We start from the raw sequence: 17,564 nt of genomic DNA, 5'->3' as shown, positions 1-17,564 counted from the left end.
GGGGGTTTTATGGTAAAAACATTAAATAAAGTTAAATCTTTTGTTGAACAAAAATTGGTTATTTTCAAGCTTTTGTTTTTTTTCTCAATTCTAATTTTTATTTTTTATGAAATTGGAAGAATTTTCAAGGGGATTGATTGGTATCAGGTTAAGGATAGTCTAGCTGATCAGTCAATGCTTTCTGTGAGTTTGATGCTGGTATTGGGATTCATTTCCATTCTTCCAATGTTGATTTATGATTTTGCGATTGTCTCTTTTCTACCAGGAAAGTTCTCAAAAGCTTATATCGTACGAAGTGGTTGGATTACTAATACTTTTACAAATATTGCCGGGTTTGGTGGTTTCTTAGGTGCAACATTAAGAGCAAATTTTTATAACAAAAATGCTTCAAAGAAGCAAGTTCTATTTGCTTTGTCAAAAATTGCTTTGTTTTTGCTGGCTGGTCTTTCAATTTATTGCTGGATAGCGTTAATTGCTATGTTTGGACTGGGAATCGGTGAAATTTTTTCACAATACTGGTTCTGGTTGTTCGGAGGAGGACTTTATTTTCCTATTCTGTTAGTTGTGACTCGCGTCAAAGACAGTTCTTTTTTCAGTGATTTGACCTTGAAGAAAGAGAGCCTGCTAATTCTGGGCTCAACATTGGAGTGGGGAGCTGCAGGAGGATTTTTCTTATTTATTGGCTGGTTTATGAACGTTAACGTTCAGATAATGGATGTTTTTCCGCTTTACGTTATTGCTTCAATTGTCGGAATCGTTTCGATGATGCCTGGCGGTTTGGGTTCTTTTGATATCTTTATGTTAGTAGGACTGACAAATCTTGGTGTACTGAATGAGACAAGTGTTGTTTGGTTGCTGTTTTTTCGTCTTTTTTATTACATAGTTCCCTTTATCATTGGAATTGTATTATTTATTCATGACACAGGAAGAAAAATAAATTCATTTCTTGATGGAATTCCACAGTCATTGCTAAGCAAAATAGCTCACTTTGTTTTGACGGTTTTTCTATATACTTCAGGGATACTGATATTACTCGAATCTATGGTTCCTAATTTTGCATTTGGTAATTCGATTTTCGTGAAACTATATCCTTATACCTTCCTTTTCTTGAATCAAATTTCGAGTATTGTTTTTGCGTTTCTATTGATTGGAGTGGCACGAGGAATTGAGTCTAAGGTTAAACATGCTTTTTGGCCGACCCTAGTTTTACTTTTGATAGGTATTATAAATACCTTATGGCGTAGTTTTTCGATAGGAATGACACTTTTCTTAGCATTCGTGATGTTGAATGTCATTTTTTCACGAAAAGAATTGTATCGTAATCATTTTCAGTATTCATTTGGAAAACTTTGTTTTGATGGTCTGCTTTTTGCAGGAGTTTTTCTGTTGTATGCAATTGTGGGGGCGATAAATTCGCCGCAGTATACGATTCATCATGCTGTTCCAGATGCTTTATTGTTTCCGTCTGAAAAGATTTGGTTCTCTGGATTTATGGGACTGCTGATTGCAACTGTAGCGTTGGTGCTGTTGTTCAATTATTTATCGGCTTCAGAGAATAAATTTACACGAACAGAGTTTCCTGAGACACGTATTAAGCAGATAATTGCTCAGTTTGCGGGGAATGAAACAAGCCATTTAGCATTTCTGCGGGATAAAAGTATTTATTTTTATCAAAAAGATGGTGTAGATCAATTATTTTTTATGTACCGTAAAAAAGCAAATAAATTAATTGTTATGGGTGAACCGATAGGAAATACGCTTTTTCTTGAAAAAGCAGTGTTGCAGTTGATGCGTGAAGCGGATAAAGAAGGATATCAGTTAACCTTTTATGAGGTAAATAGTCGCTTAACCTTGATTTTGCATGAGTTAGGGTTTGATTTTATTAAAACGGGAGAAGAAGGTTATGTTAAATTAGCTGATTTTTCTCTATCAGGTAAGAAAAAAAGAGCGCAACGTGCGTTAATGAATAAGTTTGAAAGAGAAGGTTATCAATTCTCATTTGAACAGCCGCCTTTTTCTGCTGAAAAGATGGCTGAATTTAGGGGAATTTCTGATAGCTGGCTTAATGGCCAGAATGAAAAGGGATTTTCATTAGGTTTTTTTGATGAGTATTACCTTAATCAATCACCAATCGCTGTTATTAGGGATTCTAAGCAACAAGCGGTTGCGTTTGCTAATATTATGCCGACAGGAAGTAAAAAGATATTATCTGTTGATCTAATGAGGCATTTAAAAGATGCTCCTTCAGGAATTATGGATAAAGTATTCATCAGTTTGTTTGAATATGGACAAAAAGAGGGCTATGAATATTTTAATATGGGAATGGCTCCCTTGTCGAATGTTGGTCGTTCTGAATACAGTTTTATTGAAGAGCGTGCTGCGCATTTGATCTATGAATATGGCTATCATTTTTACGGGTTCCAAGGGTTGCGTTCTTATAAAAATAAGTATGTAACTGAGTGGCATTCTAAGTATACGGCTTATCGTAAAAGAAGCTCAGTTTTTATAACGATGTTGCAGTTAGCTTCAGTTGTTAATCAGAAAACAATTGGTGATAAAAGTAAAAAAGGAACGTTGTTGGTCGCTAATTTCTTTAAGTAAACAACCTTAAAATTAAATGCAGCCTGTAGAATTGAGTCACTCAATTCTACAGGCTGCATTTTTGTTTATATTTGAATTAAAGAAAAAACATTTGAATAAATTTTACCAAAGTTCATGTATTTACTGAATCTATTAGAAACATAATTCTGCACTCAAACTATAAATCATTTGTGAAGGAAACTTAAATTTAATTACAATTTGTTATCCATATTAATTTTTAACACATGTCACATGGATAAGCACATTTGAAATTAGAATCTAGTTATCAAAATAATAATCAGAGTCTGACATGGGTTCGACATTTCCAAGCAAATAACCATTTCCAACTTGTGAGAAGAAATCATGATTTGAAGTAGAAGTTGAGATACCGTTCATTACCACAGGATCGACATCATCGGCTGTATCCGGAAAAAGCGGATCGAGCCCTAAATTCATCAAAGCTTTGTTAGCATTATACCGCAGAAATACCAAGACTTTATCAGCCCATCCGACAGTATCATAAAGTTCATGCGTATATTTTTCTTCATTGTCATAAAGGTCATAAAGAAGGTCATAAATCCAAGTCGTCAGTTCAGCTTGCTTAGCTTGATCAAGTTCTCTGAAACCAATTTGAAATTTATAGCCAATGTATGTTCCGTGAACAGATTCATCCCGCAAAATAAGTTTAATTATTTCACCGACATTTGCAAGTTTGTTGTGTCCCAGCCAGTAAAGTGGGGTGTAGAATCCAGAGTAAAATAAAAATGTTTCTAAAAAAACAGAAGCAACCTTTTTTTCAAGTGGTGTTCCTTTATGGTAAATGTCATTTATCTTTTGCGCCTTGTACTGCAGAAAAGTATTGCTGTGTGTCCAAGCAAAAATTTCTTCAATTTCTTTAGTAGTATTAAGTGTCGAAAAAATAGAAGAATAGCTTTTGGCATGGACAGATTCCATAAATTGAATATTATTCAAAACCGCTCTTTCATGTTGAGTTCTGATGTCTTTCATCAAGGCATCCATTCCATCTTGGGATTGAACTGTATCTAACAATGTAAGCCCGCCGAAAACATGTTCGACCACTTTCTTATTATCATCAGTAAATTTGCGCCAATCTGAAAGATCATTTGAAAGTGGAATACGGGTATCTAGCCAAAATTGCTCAGTCAGCTTTTCCCAAGTTGCTTTGTCAATCTGATCTTCTAGTTCATTCCAGTTAATTGCTTGATAATAATTTTTCATAAAATACCGAGCCCCTCATTTTTAGATAACACAACTTTCACATTCATTTGCACCAACTTCAGTTTGATCATCAGTGAATGTTCGAATGTAGTAAACAGTTTTAATTCCCTTGTTGTAGGCATAGTTGCGTAGAATGGATAAATCGCGTGTTGTCATTTTGTCTGTGTGTCCATCTTTCCATTCATACAAACCTTCAGGAATAGTCGAACGCAAAAATAGTGTCAGACTCATCCCTTGATCTACATGCTGCTGTGCTGCAGCATAAATATCAATTACTTTGCGCATGTCGGTGTCGTAAGCTGATTGATAATATGGTAATGTTTCATTGGAAAGGTATGGTGCTGGATAATAAATTTTACCGATTTTGCGTTCTTGACGTTCCTCGATACGGTTGATAATAGGGTGGAGGCTGGCAGTTGTATCATTGATATATGAAATAGAACCATTAGGAGCAACAGCTAACCTGTTTTGATGATATAAGCCATCTTTGCGAATGTCTTTTTTTAATTCTTCCCAGTCAGTTTTTGAAGGAATAAAAATATTCTTGAAAATTGCTTTAATCTCATCTGTTTTAGGAGCAAAATCTTTTTGAAGATATTTGTCGAAATAGCTGCCATCATAATACTTGCTCTTTTCGAAACCGGAAAAAGTCTCATGACGTTCTTTAGCAATCACGTTAGAAGCTTTTAAAGTCCAATAATTTAACAGCATAAAATAAACATTTGTGAAGTCAAGTGATGCTTCTGAGCCATAATATATCTTGTTTTTTGCAAGAAATGCATGAAGACCCATTGCGCCAAGACCAATAGTATGTGCTAATTTATTACCATGTTGAATAGATGGAACCACATCAATATCTGAATGATCTGTTACAAAAGTTAAAGCGCGAACCATAGTTTCAACTGATTTTCCGAAGTTAGGTGAAGCCATCAAGTTAACAATATTAGTTGAACCAAGATTACAGCTGATATCAGTTCCTAAACTGTCATATGTTTGAGTATTGTTGACAACAGATGGTTTTTGAACTTGAAGTATTTCAGAACACAGATTACTCATAATTATTTTTCCATCAATTGGATTCGAGCGATTAACGGTATCAATATTGACAATATAAGGATAGCCAGATTCTTGCTGCAACTTGCTAATTTCAGTTTCTAATTCACGTGCGCTAATTTTTTTCTTAGGAATGCGTGTATCGGCTACTAAGTTATCGTACTCCTTAGTAATATCAACATAGGAGAAGGGCACTCCATAAACGCGTTCAACACCCCATGGATCAAAAAGATACATGTCTTGATTGTTACGAACAAGTTCATAAAATTTATCAGGAACAAGGACTCCTAAGGATAAAGTTTTGACCCGGATTTTTTCATCAGCATTTTCTTTTTTAGCAGATAAAAATGAAATAATATCTGGATGAAATACATTTAGATAGACTACACCAGCACCTTGTCGCTGACCTAATTGGTTTGAATAAGAAAAGCTATCTTCAAGAAGCTTCATAACAGGAACTACTCCTGAAGCGGCACCTTGAATATTTTTGATAGGAGCGCCTGCTCCACGCAGATTGCTGAGGGTAATACCAACACCACCGCCGATACGCGATAGTTGAAGTGCAGAATTAATACCACGACCGATAGAGTTCATATCATCAGTTATTTGAATTAAGAAGCAAGAGACCAATTCCCCTCTGCGCTTGCGTCCAGCATTTAAAAAGCTAGGTGTAGCTGGCTGATAGCGTTGATGGATTATTTCATCAGCGAGCGACAATGCTGTCTGCTCATCTCCATCTGCAAAAAAAAGCGCATTTGCAGCGACACGATCGATAAAACTTTCCAGATACATAGTATTGTCGTTTGTTTTAAGTGCATATTGAGCGTAAAACTTATAAGCCGCCATAAAGGTTTTGAATTTAAAATGTGCGTCATGTAAAAATTGATAGAGTTTTTCAATGAAAGCAAAATCATATTTTTCGATAAATTCACGTTCCAGATAATCGTGAGAGACAAGATAATCAAAGCGCTCCTTAAGGGATGAAAATTTCATCATATTTGGATGGACATTTTCTTGTAAGAAGGCTTCCAGCGCTTCTTTATCTTTTTGCAGAGGTATCTGGCCGTCCACTGGAATGTTGATTTCGTTGTTCAAATCATAATAAGTAACTTGATTGCTATCTATTTGTTTAAGAGACAAAACTTTCACCACTTTCTTAAATTCTGGTACTATCAATGACCAATGAAGCTGCTTAATTTGAGAGCATAAATTAACGGAACACGATAATCACATACGGCGATTCTTCACAAATGAAATGTTTTTGCAAAGGTGTGATTACCAGTTCCGGTAATGTCTGCTAATTTTTTGCTAATTTGGCTAAAAGAAAATTATTGACTAAGTTTGATAATTTATTTTCGCCATAAATTATGGATACTCGAAGTTAAAAAGTCTTTTTAAAAATTAAAATAATATCTGAATTATTTGCTTAAGAAACATTTGAATCTATTGGAGCATATAAAAGCAGCTTTTATTGTGCGATTAGGGTTTTTAAAAGGTCTGGACGGAAGCCATTGATAATTGGATCGTTATTTTTTTCAATCACGGGGACAGAACGAAATCCCTTGCCTTGTAAGTAGTCGATATATTGTGGCTCCTTCGTAATGTTATGCTCTTCAAAGGTAATTTGATGTTCATTTAAAAATTTCTTTGTCATTTTGCATTGAATGCAGTTATTTTTTGTAAAAATTGCTAAACTCATAGTTGGCACCCCTTATTAATATATTGTATGCTAAGTATACAGCAACTTTGGAAATAATCAAGTATTGTGATACTATATATGGCGCTTATTTCATTTATAATTACGATATATAGTGTTTTAGCTGAATTTTCATTTTAGCTATTTTTTATTGGCAGTACTACATCAAATCATAGAAGGTTGGCTTTATTGATGACAAACTACTATTACTCTAAAAATCCAGATGTTAAACATGACGAACAAACATGGGATTTTGAACTATTAGGAAACAAACTTACGTTCATAACCGACAACGGTGTTTTTTCAAAAAGAACAGTTGATTTCGGCTCAAGACTGCTGATAGAAAGCTTTGAAGTTGACGATCAGATTCAAGGAAACATTCTTGATGTCGGTTGCGGCTACGGTCCGATTGGGTTGAGCATTGCAAAAAAATACCCTGAAAGGATCATTGACATGGTTGATGTGAATGAATTAGCACTTTCACTTGCACAAAAAAATGCAGAAAAAAATAATATTATGAATGTCAATATAAAAATATCAGATATTTATCAGCAGGTTGAAAAAGCCGACTATGCAGCGATTGTTTCTAATCCACCAATTAGAGCTGGTAAAAAAATTGTTCATAGTATTTTAAAAGAGGCATATGAGCATCTTCAAAAAAATGGTAAAATTATGATCGTAATCCAAAAGAAGCAGGGGGCACCTTCGGCCCAAAAAAAACTTAAAGAAGTTTTTGGAAATTGTACGGTCGTTGCTAAAGAAAAAGGATACTTTATACTCAAAAGTATTAAAGAAAAGTAAGCGAAAGGTCTGGGATGAATAGTGGATCTAAGTGAAAAAGAGAAAAATCATTTCATGAAAGAGGCCATTTATGAAGGAGTGCAAGCTAAGAGAATCGGTGAGGTGCCAATCGGTTGTGTGATTGTTTTGGATGGAAAAATAATTGGACGAGGTCATAATTTACGTGAGCACAGTCAGAATGCGACAATGCATGCTGAGTTGTTGGCAATTCAAGAAGCAAATGCTTTTGTAAGCAGCTGGCGTTTACCGGAAGCAAAACTCTTTGTGACTTTGGAACCATGCCCCATGTGCAGTGGAGCAATTATTAACTCAAGAATCAAGGAGGTTTATTATGGAGCTCCGGATCCTAAGGCTGGAACAGCGGGAACTCTAATGAATTTGTTGACAGATAAGCGATTCAATCATCAAGTTAGAGTTGAAAAGGGCTTAATGGAAGAAGAATGTGCGGCTTTGTTGAAAAATTTTTTTAGACAAATAAGAAAACGAAAAAAATCAAAAAAAAAATGAAGTAGAACTAGCAATTTGAAGGAAAAACGTGTATCATAATAAGTGCCGTAAGGCCTTGAGACAATGTCGTCCTTGTGAATCGTGTCAGGTCTGGAAGGAAGCAGCACTAAACTCGGTTCGGCATGTGTCTTAAGTTAATATGATATCGAAGCTCTCGATCATTGCGGTCGGGAGATTTTTTTGAATTAACGTATATTAGCATAAACATAGTATTTTTACGAAAAGAGGAGCAAAGATGGGGTATCAGGCATTATATCGCGTTTGGAGACCACAAAGATTTGAAGATCTTGTTGGTCAGAAAATGATCACGCAGACATTGAAAAATGCAATCGCTACTGGTCAAACTAGCCATGCTTACCTCTTCACTGGGCCGCGTGGAACCGGTAAAACCTCCGCAGCAAAAATATTTGCAAAAGCTCTCAATTGTCATCATCAGGAAAACGGTGAGCCATGTAATAACTGTGATATTTGTCGCGCAATTACAGAAGGGCGTTTGAATGATGTCATCGAAATCGATGCTGCTTCTAACAATAGTGTCGATGAGGTGCGGGATATTCGTGATAAAGTCAAATATGCACCTACTCAAGCTGATTATAAAGTTTATATTATTGATGAAGTTCATATGCTGTCGAGTGGAGCTTTTAATGCCTTATTAAAAACACTTGAGGAGCCACCGGCAAATGTTGTTTTTATTTTGGCAACTACAGAACCACATAAGATACCAGCAACGATTATCTCGCGTACCCAGCGTTTTGATTTTCGTAGAATTGACATGCGGGATATTTATGAACGAATGGTATATATTCTGGATCAAAAGAAACTAAATTACGAAGAAAAAGCGTTGAAGGTTATTGCTAAAGCAGCTGCTGGCGGAATGAGGGATGCGCTGAGTATCTTAGATCAGGCTCTTTCTTTTGGCGGTGGAGAGGTTACACTTCAGAATGCTTTATTGGTTACGGGAAGTGTGACGCAGGATAAGCTAAAAAATTATTTGCAGAAAATATTTACACATCAAACAGCGGAAGCTTTAGATGAATTGCAGTCGATTCTTGAAGAGGGAAAAGATGCAAACCGGTTTATCGAAGATGTCATTGATTACTATCGAAATTTGTTGATTTTTAAAACAGCGCCTGAAATGTTGGAAAAAGAAGAAATTACAGAAGATTTCAAGTCTTTGGCTGAAAATACAGATGCTAAAGTGTTATACGGAGCAATTGATATTTTAAATCAGCAACAGCAGAATATGCGTTTTTCAACACACACTGACGTTTATCTTGAAGTTTTAACTATCAAATTAGCACAACTCAAGGCAGAGGACAGTGTCCCACTTACTGACGATGCTGTGCAAACAATAAAGAAGTTACAAGAACAGCTTAAATCATTGCAAGAGCAGTTTGAAAAATTGAAAGTCGCTGCAAAAAGCAAAGAAATAGAACCTATGAAAACCAAAGCTTCAACTCGTACTAAAGCTCAACATCGAAATACCCCTAAAGTCGATTTAAAAAAAGTTTATCCAGTTTTAACTAATGCAACACGTGACAGTCTGGTACAATTAAAGGGTATCTGGGGAGACCTGATGACAATGCTTTCTGTAACACAACGAGCAATGATGAATATTACGCAACCGGTTGCGGCTAGTGAGAATGGAGTTATTGTAAGTTTTAAGTACGATTTTTTGTGCGAAAAAGCAATGGTAGATGAGGAATTGATTCAAGCATTGAACAATGGTTTGGAACGCTTGGTGGGCGGAAAAATGACACTGGTGTTTATTACTCAGACACAGTGGCCTAAAATGCGGCAGAAATATCTTGTTGAACATAAAGAAGAATTGGAAAATAGTGGCAAAGATGATAAAAAAGAGGCTTCTTCAACTCAAGAAGATGCAGTGATATCAGAAGCCGAAAAAATGTTTGGCAAAGATGTTGTTGAAATAAAAGAAGATTAGATTAATTGAAAGGATGTTTTTGATATGATGCGTGGAATGGGAAATATGCAAGGTATGATGAAACAAATGCAAAAGATGCAAAAGAATATGAAGGTAGACCAAGAGAAATTAGATCAAACGATTTTTACTGGTAAATCAGCAGATGATGCTGTGCTTGTGAAATTTACTGGTAAACGTGAAATGAAGGACATTGCAATCAGTTCCGAGGCAGTTGACCCAGATGATGTTGATATGTTGCAAGATTTGGTTATTATGGCAGTTAATGATGCAATGACGAAAATTGAAGAAGAGACACAGAAAACAATGGGGAAATACACACGTAATGTTCCAGGCTTTTAATCAGAGCTTAAGCAAGGGAGAGGAACTTTAGAAATGCAATATCCAGAACCAATTGCAAAGTTGATCGACAGTTACATGAAGTTACCTGGAATTGGTGAAAAAACGGCAATAAGATTAGCATTTTATACTCTAAGTATGGATCAAAATGACGTGGATGAATTTGCCAAGTCACTTGTCGCAGCTAAAAAGAATCTTCATTACTGCAGCGTTTGCGGTAATATAACGGAAAATGATCCTTGCATTATTTGTGCAGATAAGACCCGCGATCAAACTAAAGTGATAGTTGTCGAACAGTCAAAAGATGTTATGTCTTTAGAGAAAATGCGTGAATATCATGGCCTGTATCATGTTTTGCATGGCGTTTTATCACCAATTGAGGGAAAAGGACCAGATGATATCAACATTGGCAGTTTGTTGAAACGCCTTCAAAAAAATGCTCAGCTTTCAGAGGTTATTATTGCAACTAATGCAACGCCTGAAGGTGAAGCAACTGCCATGTATATTTCAAGATTAATTAAACCAGCCAATATTAAAGTTACCCGCTTGGCACATGGGTTGGCTGTGGGAAGTGACATTGAATATGCAGATGAAATGACTCTTTTTAAAGCAATTGAAGGGCGTCAAGAAATTTAATGGTGTGAAAAGGGAGCTGAGAATATTGTTTGGTCGAAACAAAAAAAAGCTCAGAGCGGTGTTTGATGATCTTTTGTTAGAAACGATTGACTATGCCGCTGCAGATTGGGAAAGTGCTAAGCAGACTCAACAAGCTGTACGAGAAGCAGACAGTGAGTTAATAGCACAAACCGAATTAGCAGGCGCTAAATATGAATTCTTGTATTTAGAGGCACGAAGACGAAAAGTAAAAGGACATGTACAGGCATCTATCATCGATCATTGATGTGACGAGATGTTCTAGCGAACGCCTATATCCATATAGAATGATTCAAAGATGTAAGGCTGATTGCGAAACGAATGTTTTGGTCAATCAGCCTTATAATTTTGCAATTGAATAGATAGTGTTTATATAAATATCAAAGTTAGACACGCTGGCGTTAGTAAAGTAAAATATACTATAATGAAGTTAGTGAGGTTATTTGAAGTGAAGGGAAAGTTTGTGACGTTTGAGGGTCCAGACGGCTCTGGGAAAACAAGTGTATTGAAGGCGATTATTACTCATCTTGATCAGATGGGAATAAATTATTTGGAAACACGTGAGCCGGGAGGCAATCGGATAGCGGAAGCGATTCGACAAGTTATTTTGGATAAGAATTTAACTGAGATGGATGCACGAACTGAAGCTTTACTTTATGCAGCTGCGCGAAGACAGCATTTGGTTGAGACAGTTTTTCCAGCTTTAGATAGTGGAAAACTAGTGTTGAGTGATCGCTATGTAGACAGTTCAATTGTCTATCAGGGAGCAGGACGCGGAATAGGTGAAGATGCAGTCGCTCAAATGAATAATTTTGCAACAGGCGGTCTAGTACCGAATCTTACTCTGTATTTTGATGTTGCTCCAGAAATAGGTTTACAGCGAATAAAAAAATATCGTCAAAATGAGATTGATCGTCTGGACACAGAGTCTTTAGCTTTTCATCAAAGGGTTCATGAGGCATATTTAAAGCTAGCACAACAAGAGACAGAAAGAATCATAAAAATTGATGCTAATCAACCTTTGAAAAATGTGATCGATGATGCGTTCAGCCAATTAAGCAATAAATTGCCAAATTTTTTTCGTTAAAGATAATTTCTGAATGGGGGAATAAAAATGAAAATGATTATTGCAATTGTCCAAGATAAGGATAGCAATCGTCTTAGCAATTTATTTATTGAAGCTAATATACGTGCGACAAAACTTTCTACGACGGGCGGCTTTTTGAAATCTGGAAATACGACCTACATGATCGGAATTGAGGATGAACGTGTAGATGAGGTATTAGAGCTGATTAAGGATTCTTCACGTACAAGACAACAGTTTATGACACCGCCTGTTAATTTAGACGCAACAATGGATGCGACTGCATCCTATCCTGTTGAAGTTCAAGTTGGTGGAGCAACTGTGTTTGTTTTGCCGATCGATTCTTTTTTGCAATTTTAGGATGGTTTAAAAATGGAACAAAGGACAGTAACTAACCCGCAACCTAAGTTAACAGATCACTTTGCAAAATTAATTACTAATGGACATTTGGCACATGCTTATATTTTTGCAGGACCACAAGGCGTTGGCAAAAAAGAATTAGCTTTGTGGATCGCAAAGGGAATATATTGCCCGAATACTCAAAATGGAAGGCCTTGCCTTGAGTGTGCTGAATGCAAACGCATTGCTGAGGGAAATCAACCTGATGTAGTGTTTGTTGCTCCAGAAGGCTTATCTATCAAAGTTGATCAGATTCGTTTTTTAAAAGAAGAATTTAGTAAGAGTGGCGTAGAGAGCAATCGTAAATTTTTCATTATTCAGGATGCTGAAAAGATGACCACCGGGGCAGCTAATAGTTTGTTAAAATTTCTTGAAGAGCCGAATGGACAGGTCACGGCAATACTTTTGACAACAGCAGTTAATCAGCTACTGCCGACTGTTATTTCGAGATGCCAGTTAGTCGAACTATCCGCTTTGACTGATGCCCAGATGGTTGCTAGTCTTGAAAAAAATGGCATTTCTAAAGAGAAAGCTTTAGTTTTAGGAAGATTAACAGATAGTTTCGAAGTAGCACAATCTTTGGCACAGGATGATAATTTTGAGCAATTATGTCAAAATACTTGCCGCTGGTATCTTCAAATTTTGCATAATGATTGGAGATGTTTTGTTGATGTCCAAGCTAAGATTTTACCGTTATTATCTGGCAAAAAAGATGAGCAGCTTTTATTAGACTTGATAGTTCTTTTAACTAAGGATTTGCTGTTGTTCCGTTATTCGCAAAGGAAACTCTCTTTTGCAACATTTAATCAGGAGTTTTCTAAAGCACTCCAACCGTTATCAACACGAGAGATTCTCAAAGCAACTGAACTGATATTGGAAACAAAAAAAAGAATGGCGGTAAATGTTTCATTTCAAAATGTTATCGAGGCATTGACGCTTGAATTATGTCGGTGTTATCACGGATAAATGAAGGTGATTTTTTGAATAAAAGAGAGTTGTACGATAGTTTTGCAGATATGGGTTCAGAAACAAAAAAAATGCTTGATAAAATTGAAACGATAAAAACTGAAATGATGCGTGTAATTGAAAAAAATGCTGAATTGGAAATAGAGAATCAGCATCTTCGTGAACATTTGAAAGAATTAGAAACACAAAAGCAGAATGACGGGCAGGGGTTATCTAAATCACGCCAGAACTTGGAGATGCTCTATGAAGAGGGTTTTCATGTTTGTAACGTCGACAATATGTATGGAACTAGACGCATTAATGACGAGCCTTGTGTTTTTTGCCAAGATGTTATATATGGGGAGAGACGTTAATGACTATAAAGGCAATGAGTAGTTTTCATCATACAGGAACTAGCGGATCCTTATATTTAATACCAACTCCGATTGGAAATCTTGCTGATATGACTTTACGTGCAATCGACACCCTCAAAGATGTTGATTTAATTGCAGCTGAAGATACCCGTAACACCCAGAAGTTGTTGAACCATTTTGAGATAAAGACACCGCAAATTAGTTTTCATGAACATAATACAAAGGAAAGAATACCTCTTCTTGTAAAGAAACTTTTAAGCGGCCAATCAATTGCACAAGTTAGTGATGCTGGAATGCCCTCAATTAGTGATCCCGGGCATGAATTGGTGGAAGAATGTATAACGCAAAATATCGCTGTTGTTCCATTGCCAGGAGCTAATGCAGGAATTACTGCGTTGATCGCCTCTGGGTTGGCACCACAGCCTTTTATTTTTTATGGCTTTCTTGCTCGTAAAAGTTCTCTGAAAGAAAATGAGTTGGATAAGCTAAATAGACATACTGAAACGATGATTTTCTATGAAGCTCCGCATCGTTTGAAGAAAACACTCCAGGCAATGAGTAAAAAATTCGGTGAAGATCGAAAAATTGTTCTATGTCGAGAACTTACCAAGAGATATGAAGAATTTTTACGTGGGAGTCTTGCTGATGCTCTGGAATGGTCGGAAACTCAAGAAGTTCGCGGTGAATTTTGCCTGATTGTTGAAGGTAGAACCAATGCTGAAGATGAACCCGAGGATCAACTGAAAAAACTCCCTTTGGAAGAACAGGTTAAACAGATGCTTGATACTGAAACGATGAGAGTGAATGATGCTATCAAATTGGTGGCTAAGAAAAACAAATTGAAAAAACAGTTGGTTTATAATGCCTATCATCACTTAGATTCTAAATAAATGGGAAGGTGACTAAATGTCGGGGAAAAAATATAGTGAAGAGCACAAAATACTTTTTTATGAAACCGACTGCACACGCAGAGTAACTGTTGGAATGCTGGTAAACATTATGATGTTGGCCTCACAAGATCAGAGCAATGAGTTAGGTGTGACTGTAAAAAAAGTTAAAGGACTGGGCTTGGGCTGGGTTATTACACAGCATTTGATTGAAATTAAAAGAATGCCGCAAATTTATGAAAAAGTAAATGTCATAACTGAGGCAGCGAGTTACAATCGTTATTTTTGTTATCGCGATTTTTGGATCAAGAGCGAAAATGGCGAGGAGCTTGCAAAAATGCACAGTGTATTTGTTTTGATGGATCAGAATAAACGTAAAATAGCACGTATTTTACCAGAACTGATTGAACCTTACTCCTCTGAATATACGAAAAAAATTGAACGACTGCCTGAACCTGAAAAGCTATCTTCAGATGAGCAAGGGAGAACGAAGAATTATCAAGTCCGGTTTATGGATATTGATTCGAATGAGCATGTAAACAATGTTCATTATTTTGATTGGATGATGGATGCACTTCCTTCTAATTTTCTGCTAAATCATTCTTTGAAAAAAATGAATATTAAATACAAACAAGAAGTTCATTATGGAGACACAGTTGAAAGTCGAGCTTATATTGATGAAAATGATCAAGAAATAAAGACTGTTCATCAAATTAAAACTGAACAAGATTTATGTTGTACAGCTTCATGTGAGTGGTTGAAAAATAATTAGGATATGGTCTTGTCCGAACTGCTTTGTTATTTGACTAAAAGATTCACAATAAAATATGTGAATGATATCTCGAATAAACAAATGTTTTACAGTTAATATGCTATAATTATTAAGCGCAGATATGCGTAAATTTCGGGGTAGGGGATAAAGCGTAAAGTGCTAAAAGGACGGAATGTGTCTTTTGGACGAAGAGTGATTGCAAAGCTTCTCGCGGTTTTATCTCTGCATTCGCCGCATTTTTTGTGGCAGCTCAATTTGGGAGATGTCTAAGTGAATAATTTAGGTACAAAATTGACAACAAGGGATGTTGCATTGTTGGGTTTGTTGATTGCGATGGACATAATTGTTGGAAAGTTTTTGTCGTTTGGAGTTTGGTCGGTTCGAATAAGCCTGACTTTTATAATCGTTTTTTTTATGGCAGCTTGGTTTGGACCGATAGTTGGTGGTGTCGCATCTGCAATTGCTGATATCGTTGGAACTCTGTTAATGGGGGGAATTGGCGGTTATTTCGTAGGATTTACTATTTCTGCTTTTATAGAGGCTTTTATCTATGGAGTTATTTTCTACGATAAAAAAGTGAGCTTTTTGCGTATTTTATGTGCGGTGCTCATCAACATCTTGGTTGTTGATGCACTATTGAACACGTTTTGGATTATGTGGCTATATCATGCTTTATTCTGGTCCATTTTTCCAGTACGTATTTTGAAAGAGTTGCTGATGATACCAATTCAAGTTATTTTATTATCAATCGTAAGCAAGAATACGGTATTGAACACACTTAAGAATCATGTTAGATTGAGATAGAGGTATTAAAATGAGGCTTGAGCAGGACAGATGTCGTGCTTATGCCCTTTTATTTTATACAATTAAATTTTTCTTGATTTATAAAATTTATTTTTTATGCAATCAAAGTAACATTAGAATGTTAGCATCCGGTCACATTATATTTAATAAATGTGATAGTATTGTTGTTGGAATTTACGATTGAAGAAGTGGAGCGATAGAATATAATGAAAGTGTTGGCAATTGATACTTCGAATCAGCCATTGAGTGTTGCCTTGCTTGAGGATGAACAGCTACTGACGACAACGACAACCAATATAAACAAAAACCATAGTGTGACTTTGATGCCGTTAATTGAAGGCCTTTTTAAACAAACGAAATGGAAGCCGCAAGACATTGATCGAATAGTTGTGGCACAAGGTCCTGGTTCGTACACAGGACTCCGAATAGGAATTACGACTGCTAAGACTTTCGCTTGTACCTTGAATAAGGAGTTAGTTGGGGTTTCAAGTTTGGAAGTTTTAGCAGAAACTCTTGCAAATGTTGAGGATTACTTGATAGTTCCTCTATTTGATGCACGTCGTAACAATGTTTTTGCAGGTGGTTATCAGAGTAAAAATGGGAAACTTGTGCAAATAATTGCTGATCAGCATATCGAGCTTGAGAGGCTTTGTGAATTGCTGCGGGGGCACGCTAAAGTTATTTTTGTAGGTAAAGATTGTACGAGTTTCAAGAAGCAGTTGCTTGAAAAATTGGATTCAAAAAAAATTTCTTTTGCAGCTCAAAATTTTGCTTATCCGCAAGCCTATGTTTTGGGGTTGATAGGTGAAAAAAATGCAGCCGTAGAAATTAATAGCTTTGTACCGCATTATTTGCGATTAACTCAAGCGGAGACACAGTGGCTAAAAAATCATCGGGAGACTGACCATGAACCGTATGTTGAAAAAATTTAATACTTTATTGCATGCTTTTTGGAATGAAAAATCAAAGCAAGCTGAACTTGTATTTAGAAATAGGCATATTTTAATAAATAAAAATTCATTTCTTGTGAGTCGCGCTATTGTTCCAGATATTCCAGAGCTGCTTAGTCTTCAAAAAAAGGTCTATCCTGATGATAATTCATGGAATTTTGGAGTTTTTGAAGCCGAAATAAAAAATGAAAATAAAAATTTGTATTTGATAATGCGTCATGAGGACCGTTTAGTGGCTTTTATTGGTGCAGCGTTTGATAGCAGAGAGCGTGATGTACATATTACAAACATTGCAGTTATGCCAACGTATCAAAGAAACGGGCTTGGTCGCTATTTATTGAGGGTGATGATCGACTACACTAACAATCTAAATTATCGATCACTTAGTTTAGAGGTAAGAATGAGTAATAAACCAGCCCAAGCACTGTATAAATCACTAGGTTTTGTAAATTATGGATTAAAAAGAGATTATTATGTGTCTAATCGGGAAGACGCTGTGGATATGAGATATGTATTTTCAAGAAAAGGGAACGGTTAA

The 17,564-nt window shown here is 36.1% G+C and carries 19 protein-coding genes, 1 other RNA gene and 1 riboswitch; of the genes, 17 read left to right on the top strand and 3 right to left on the bottom strand.

Annotated features, from left to right (window positions below; genetic code table 11):
* Positions 1-9: 9 nt before the first annotated feature.
* Positions 10-2,601 carry a bifunctional lysylphosphatidylglycerol flippase/synthetase MprF gene (gene mprF / locus FD20_RS01790; protein ID WP_057735867.1) on the top strand — a complete coding sequence of 864 codons (2,592 nt, stop codon included), beginning with the start codon at positions 10-12 and terminating at the stop codon, positions 2,599-2,601.
* A gap of 258 nt (positions 2,602-2,859) precedes the next feature.
* On the opposite strand, the gene nrdF is transcribed toward mprF, so the two are convergent.
* From nrdF to nrdH, 3 genes are all read right to left on the bottom strand, one after another.
* A complete protein-coding gene (gene nrdF / locus FD20_RS01785; RefSeq protein ID WP_057735866.1) occupies positions 2,860-3,819 on the bottom strand; it encodes a class 1b ribonucleoside-diphosphate reductase subunit beta in 960 nt (319 codons plus the stop codon).
* A 21-nt stretch (positions 3,820-3,840) separates the two neighbouring features.
* On the bottom strand, positions 3,841-6,012 hold the full coding sequence (gene nrdE, locus FD20_RS01780; protein WP_057735865.1) for a class 1b ribonucleoside-diphosphate reductase subunit alpha: 2,172 nt from the start codon (positions 6,010-6,012) through the stop codon (positions 3,841-3,843).
* Between the two features lie 328 nt (positions 6,013-6,340).
* A complete protein-coding gene (gene nrdH, locus FD20_RS01775; RefSeq protein ID WP_057735864.1) occupies positions 6,341-6,571 on the bottom strand; it encodes a glutaredoxin-like protein NrdH in 231 nt (76 codons plus the stop codon).
* Between the two features lie 189 nt (positions 6,572-6,760).
* Between nrdH and FD20_RS01770 the strand changes: the two genes are divergently transcribed.
* The 16 genes from FD20_RS01770 to rimI all read left to right on the top strand — a co-directional run bounded on the left by FD20_RS01770 (position 6,761) and on the right by rimI (position 17,564).
* Positions 6,761-7,369, top strand: coding sequence for a class I SAM-dependent methyltransferase (locus FD20_RS01770; RefSeq protein ID WP_057735863.1), 609 nt, complete (start codon positions 6,761-6,763; stop codon positions 7,367-7,369).
* An 18-nt stretch (positions 7,370-7,387) separates the two neighbouring features.
* Positions 7,388-7,876 (top strand): tRNA adenosine(34) deaminase TadA, encoded by a 489-nt coding sequence (gene tadA, locus FD20_RS01765; RefSeq protein WP_420864729.1) that lies wholly within the window; start codon positions 7,388-7,390, stop codon positions 7,874-7,876.
* Positions 7,877-7,928: 52 nt separating this feature from the next.
* Positions 7,929-8,015, top strand: an RNA gene (ffs, locus tag FD20_RS12930) — signal recognition particle sRNA small type.
* A 96-nt stretch (positions 8,016-8,111) separates the two neighbouring features.
* Positions 8,112-9,821, top strand: coding sequence for a DNA polymerase III subunit gamma/tau (dnaX, locus tag FD20_RS01760; protein ID WP_057735861.1), 1,710 nt, complete (start codon positions 8,112-8,114; stop codon positions 9,819-9,821).
* A gap of 24 nt (positions 9,822-9,845) precedes the next feature.
* Positions 9,846-10,160 (top strand): YbaB/EbfC family nucleoid-associated protein, encoded by a 315-nt coding sequence (locus FD20_RS01755; RefSeq protein ID WP_057735860.1) that lies wholly within the window; start codon positions 9,846-9,848, stop codon positions 10,158-10,160.
* A gap of 33 nt (positions 10,161-10,193) precedes the next feature.
* Positions 10,194-10,793 carry a recombination mediator RecR gene (gene recR, locus FD20_RS01750; RefSeq protein ID WP_057735859.1) on the top strand — a complete coding sequence of 200 codons (600 nt, stop codon included), beginning with the start codon at positions 10,194-10,196 and terminating at the stop codon, positions 10,791-10,793.
* Positions 10,794-10,818: 25 nt separating this feature from the next.
* Positions 10,819-11,058: a YaaL family protein gene (locus FD20_RS01745; protein ID WP_057735858.1), complete on the top strand. Its 240-nt coding sequence runs from the start codon at positions 10,819-10,821 to the stop codon at positions 11,056-11,058.
* Between the two features lie 177 nt (positions 11,059-11,235).
* On the top strand, positions 11,236-11,898 hold the full coding sequence (gene tmk / locus FD20_RS01740; RefSeq protein WP_187327335.1) for a dTMP kinase: 663 nt from the start codon (positions 11,236-11,238) through the stop codon (positions 11,896-11,898).
* A 27-nt stretch (positions 11,899-11,925) separates the two neighbouring features.
* A complete protein-coding gene (locus tag FD20_RS01735; RefSeq protein ID WP_057735856.1) occupies positions 11,926-12,255 on the top strand; it encodes a cyclic-di-AMP receptor in 330 nt (109 codons plus the stop codon).
* A gap of 12 nt (positions 12,256-12,267) precedes the next feature.
* Positions 12,268-13,260, top strand: coding sequence for a DNA polymerase III subunit delta' (holB, locus tag FD20_RS01730; protein WP_057735855.1), 993 nt, complete (start codon positions 12,268-12,270; stop codon positions 13,258-13,260).
* 14 nt (positions 13,261-13,274) lie between these two features.
* The gene (locus tag FD20_RS01725; RefSeq protein ID WP_057735854.1) at positions 13,275-13,613 is read left to right on the top strand and encodes a DNA replication initiation control protein YabA; all 339 of its coding nucleotides are present in this window, start codon (positions 13,275-13,277) and stop codon (positions 13,611-13,613) included.
* Positions 13,613-14,503 carry a 16S rRNA (cytidine(1402)-2'-O)-methyltransferase gene (gene rsmI, locus FD20_RS01720; RefSeq protein ID WP_057735853.1) on the top strand — a complete coding sequence of 297 codons (891 nt, stop codon included), beginning with the start codon at positions 13,613-13,615 and terminating at the stop codon, positions 14,501-14,503. The genes FD20_RS01725 and rsmI overlap by 1 nt, the downstream gene beginning before the upstream one ends.
* A 16-nt stretch (positions 14,504-14,519) precedes the next feature.
* On the top strand, positions 14,520-15,272 hold the full coding sequence (locus FD20_RS01715) for an acyl-[acyl-carrier-protein] thioesterase (RefSeq protein WP_057735852.1): 753 nt from the start codon (positions 14,520-14,522) through the stop codon (positions 15,270-15,272).
* A 131-nt stretch (positions 15,273-15,403) separates the two neighbouring features.
* A riboswitch (THF riboswitch) is annotated at positions 15,404-15,508 on the top strand.
* Positions 15,509-15,542: 34 nt separating this feature from the next.
* Complete coding sequence (locus FD20_RS01710) at positions 15,543-16,076, top strand: folate family ECF transporter S component (protein ID WP_057735851.1); 534 nt, start codon at positions 15,543-15,545, stop codon at positions 16,074-16,076.
* 206 nt (positions 16,077-16,282) lie between these two features.
* The gene (gene tsaB, locus FD20_RS01705; protein WP_057735850.1) at positions 16,283-17,008 is read left to right on the top strand and encodes a tRNA (adenosine(37)-N6)-threonylcarbamoyltransferase complex dimerization subunit type 1 TsaB; all 726 of its coding nucleotides are present in this window, start codon (positions 16,283-16,285) and stop codon (positions 17,006-17,008) included.
* Positions 16,983-17,564, top strand: coding sequence for a ribosomal protein S18-alanine N-acetyltransferase (rimI, locus tag FD20_RS01700; RefSeq protein WP_057735849.1), 582 nt, complete (start codon positions 16,983-16,985; stop codon positions 17,562-17,564). Before tsaB ends, rimI begins: the two co-directional genes overlap by 26 nt.

It is taken from the genome of Liquorilactobacillus uvarum DSM 19971, assembly GCF_001434935.1.
Classification (GTDB): Bacteria; Bacillota; Bacilli; order Lactobacillales; family Lactobacillaceae; genus Liquorilactobacillus; species Liquorilactobacillus uvarum.
Note: the sequence above shows the minus strand (reverse complement) of the source record. Positions and strands in the feature narration are given on the sequence as shown.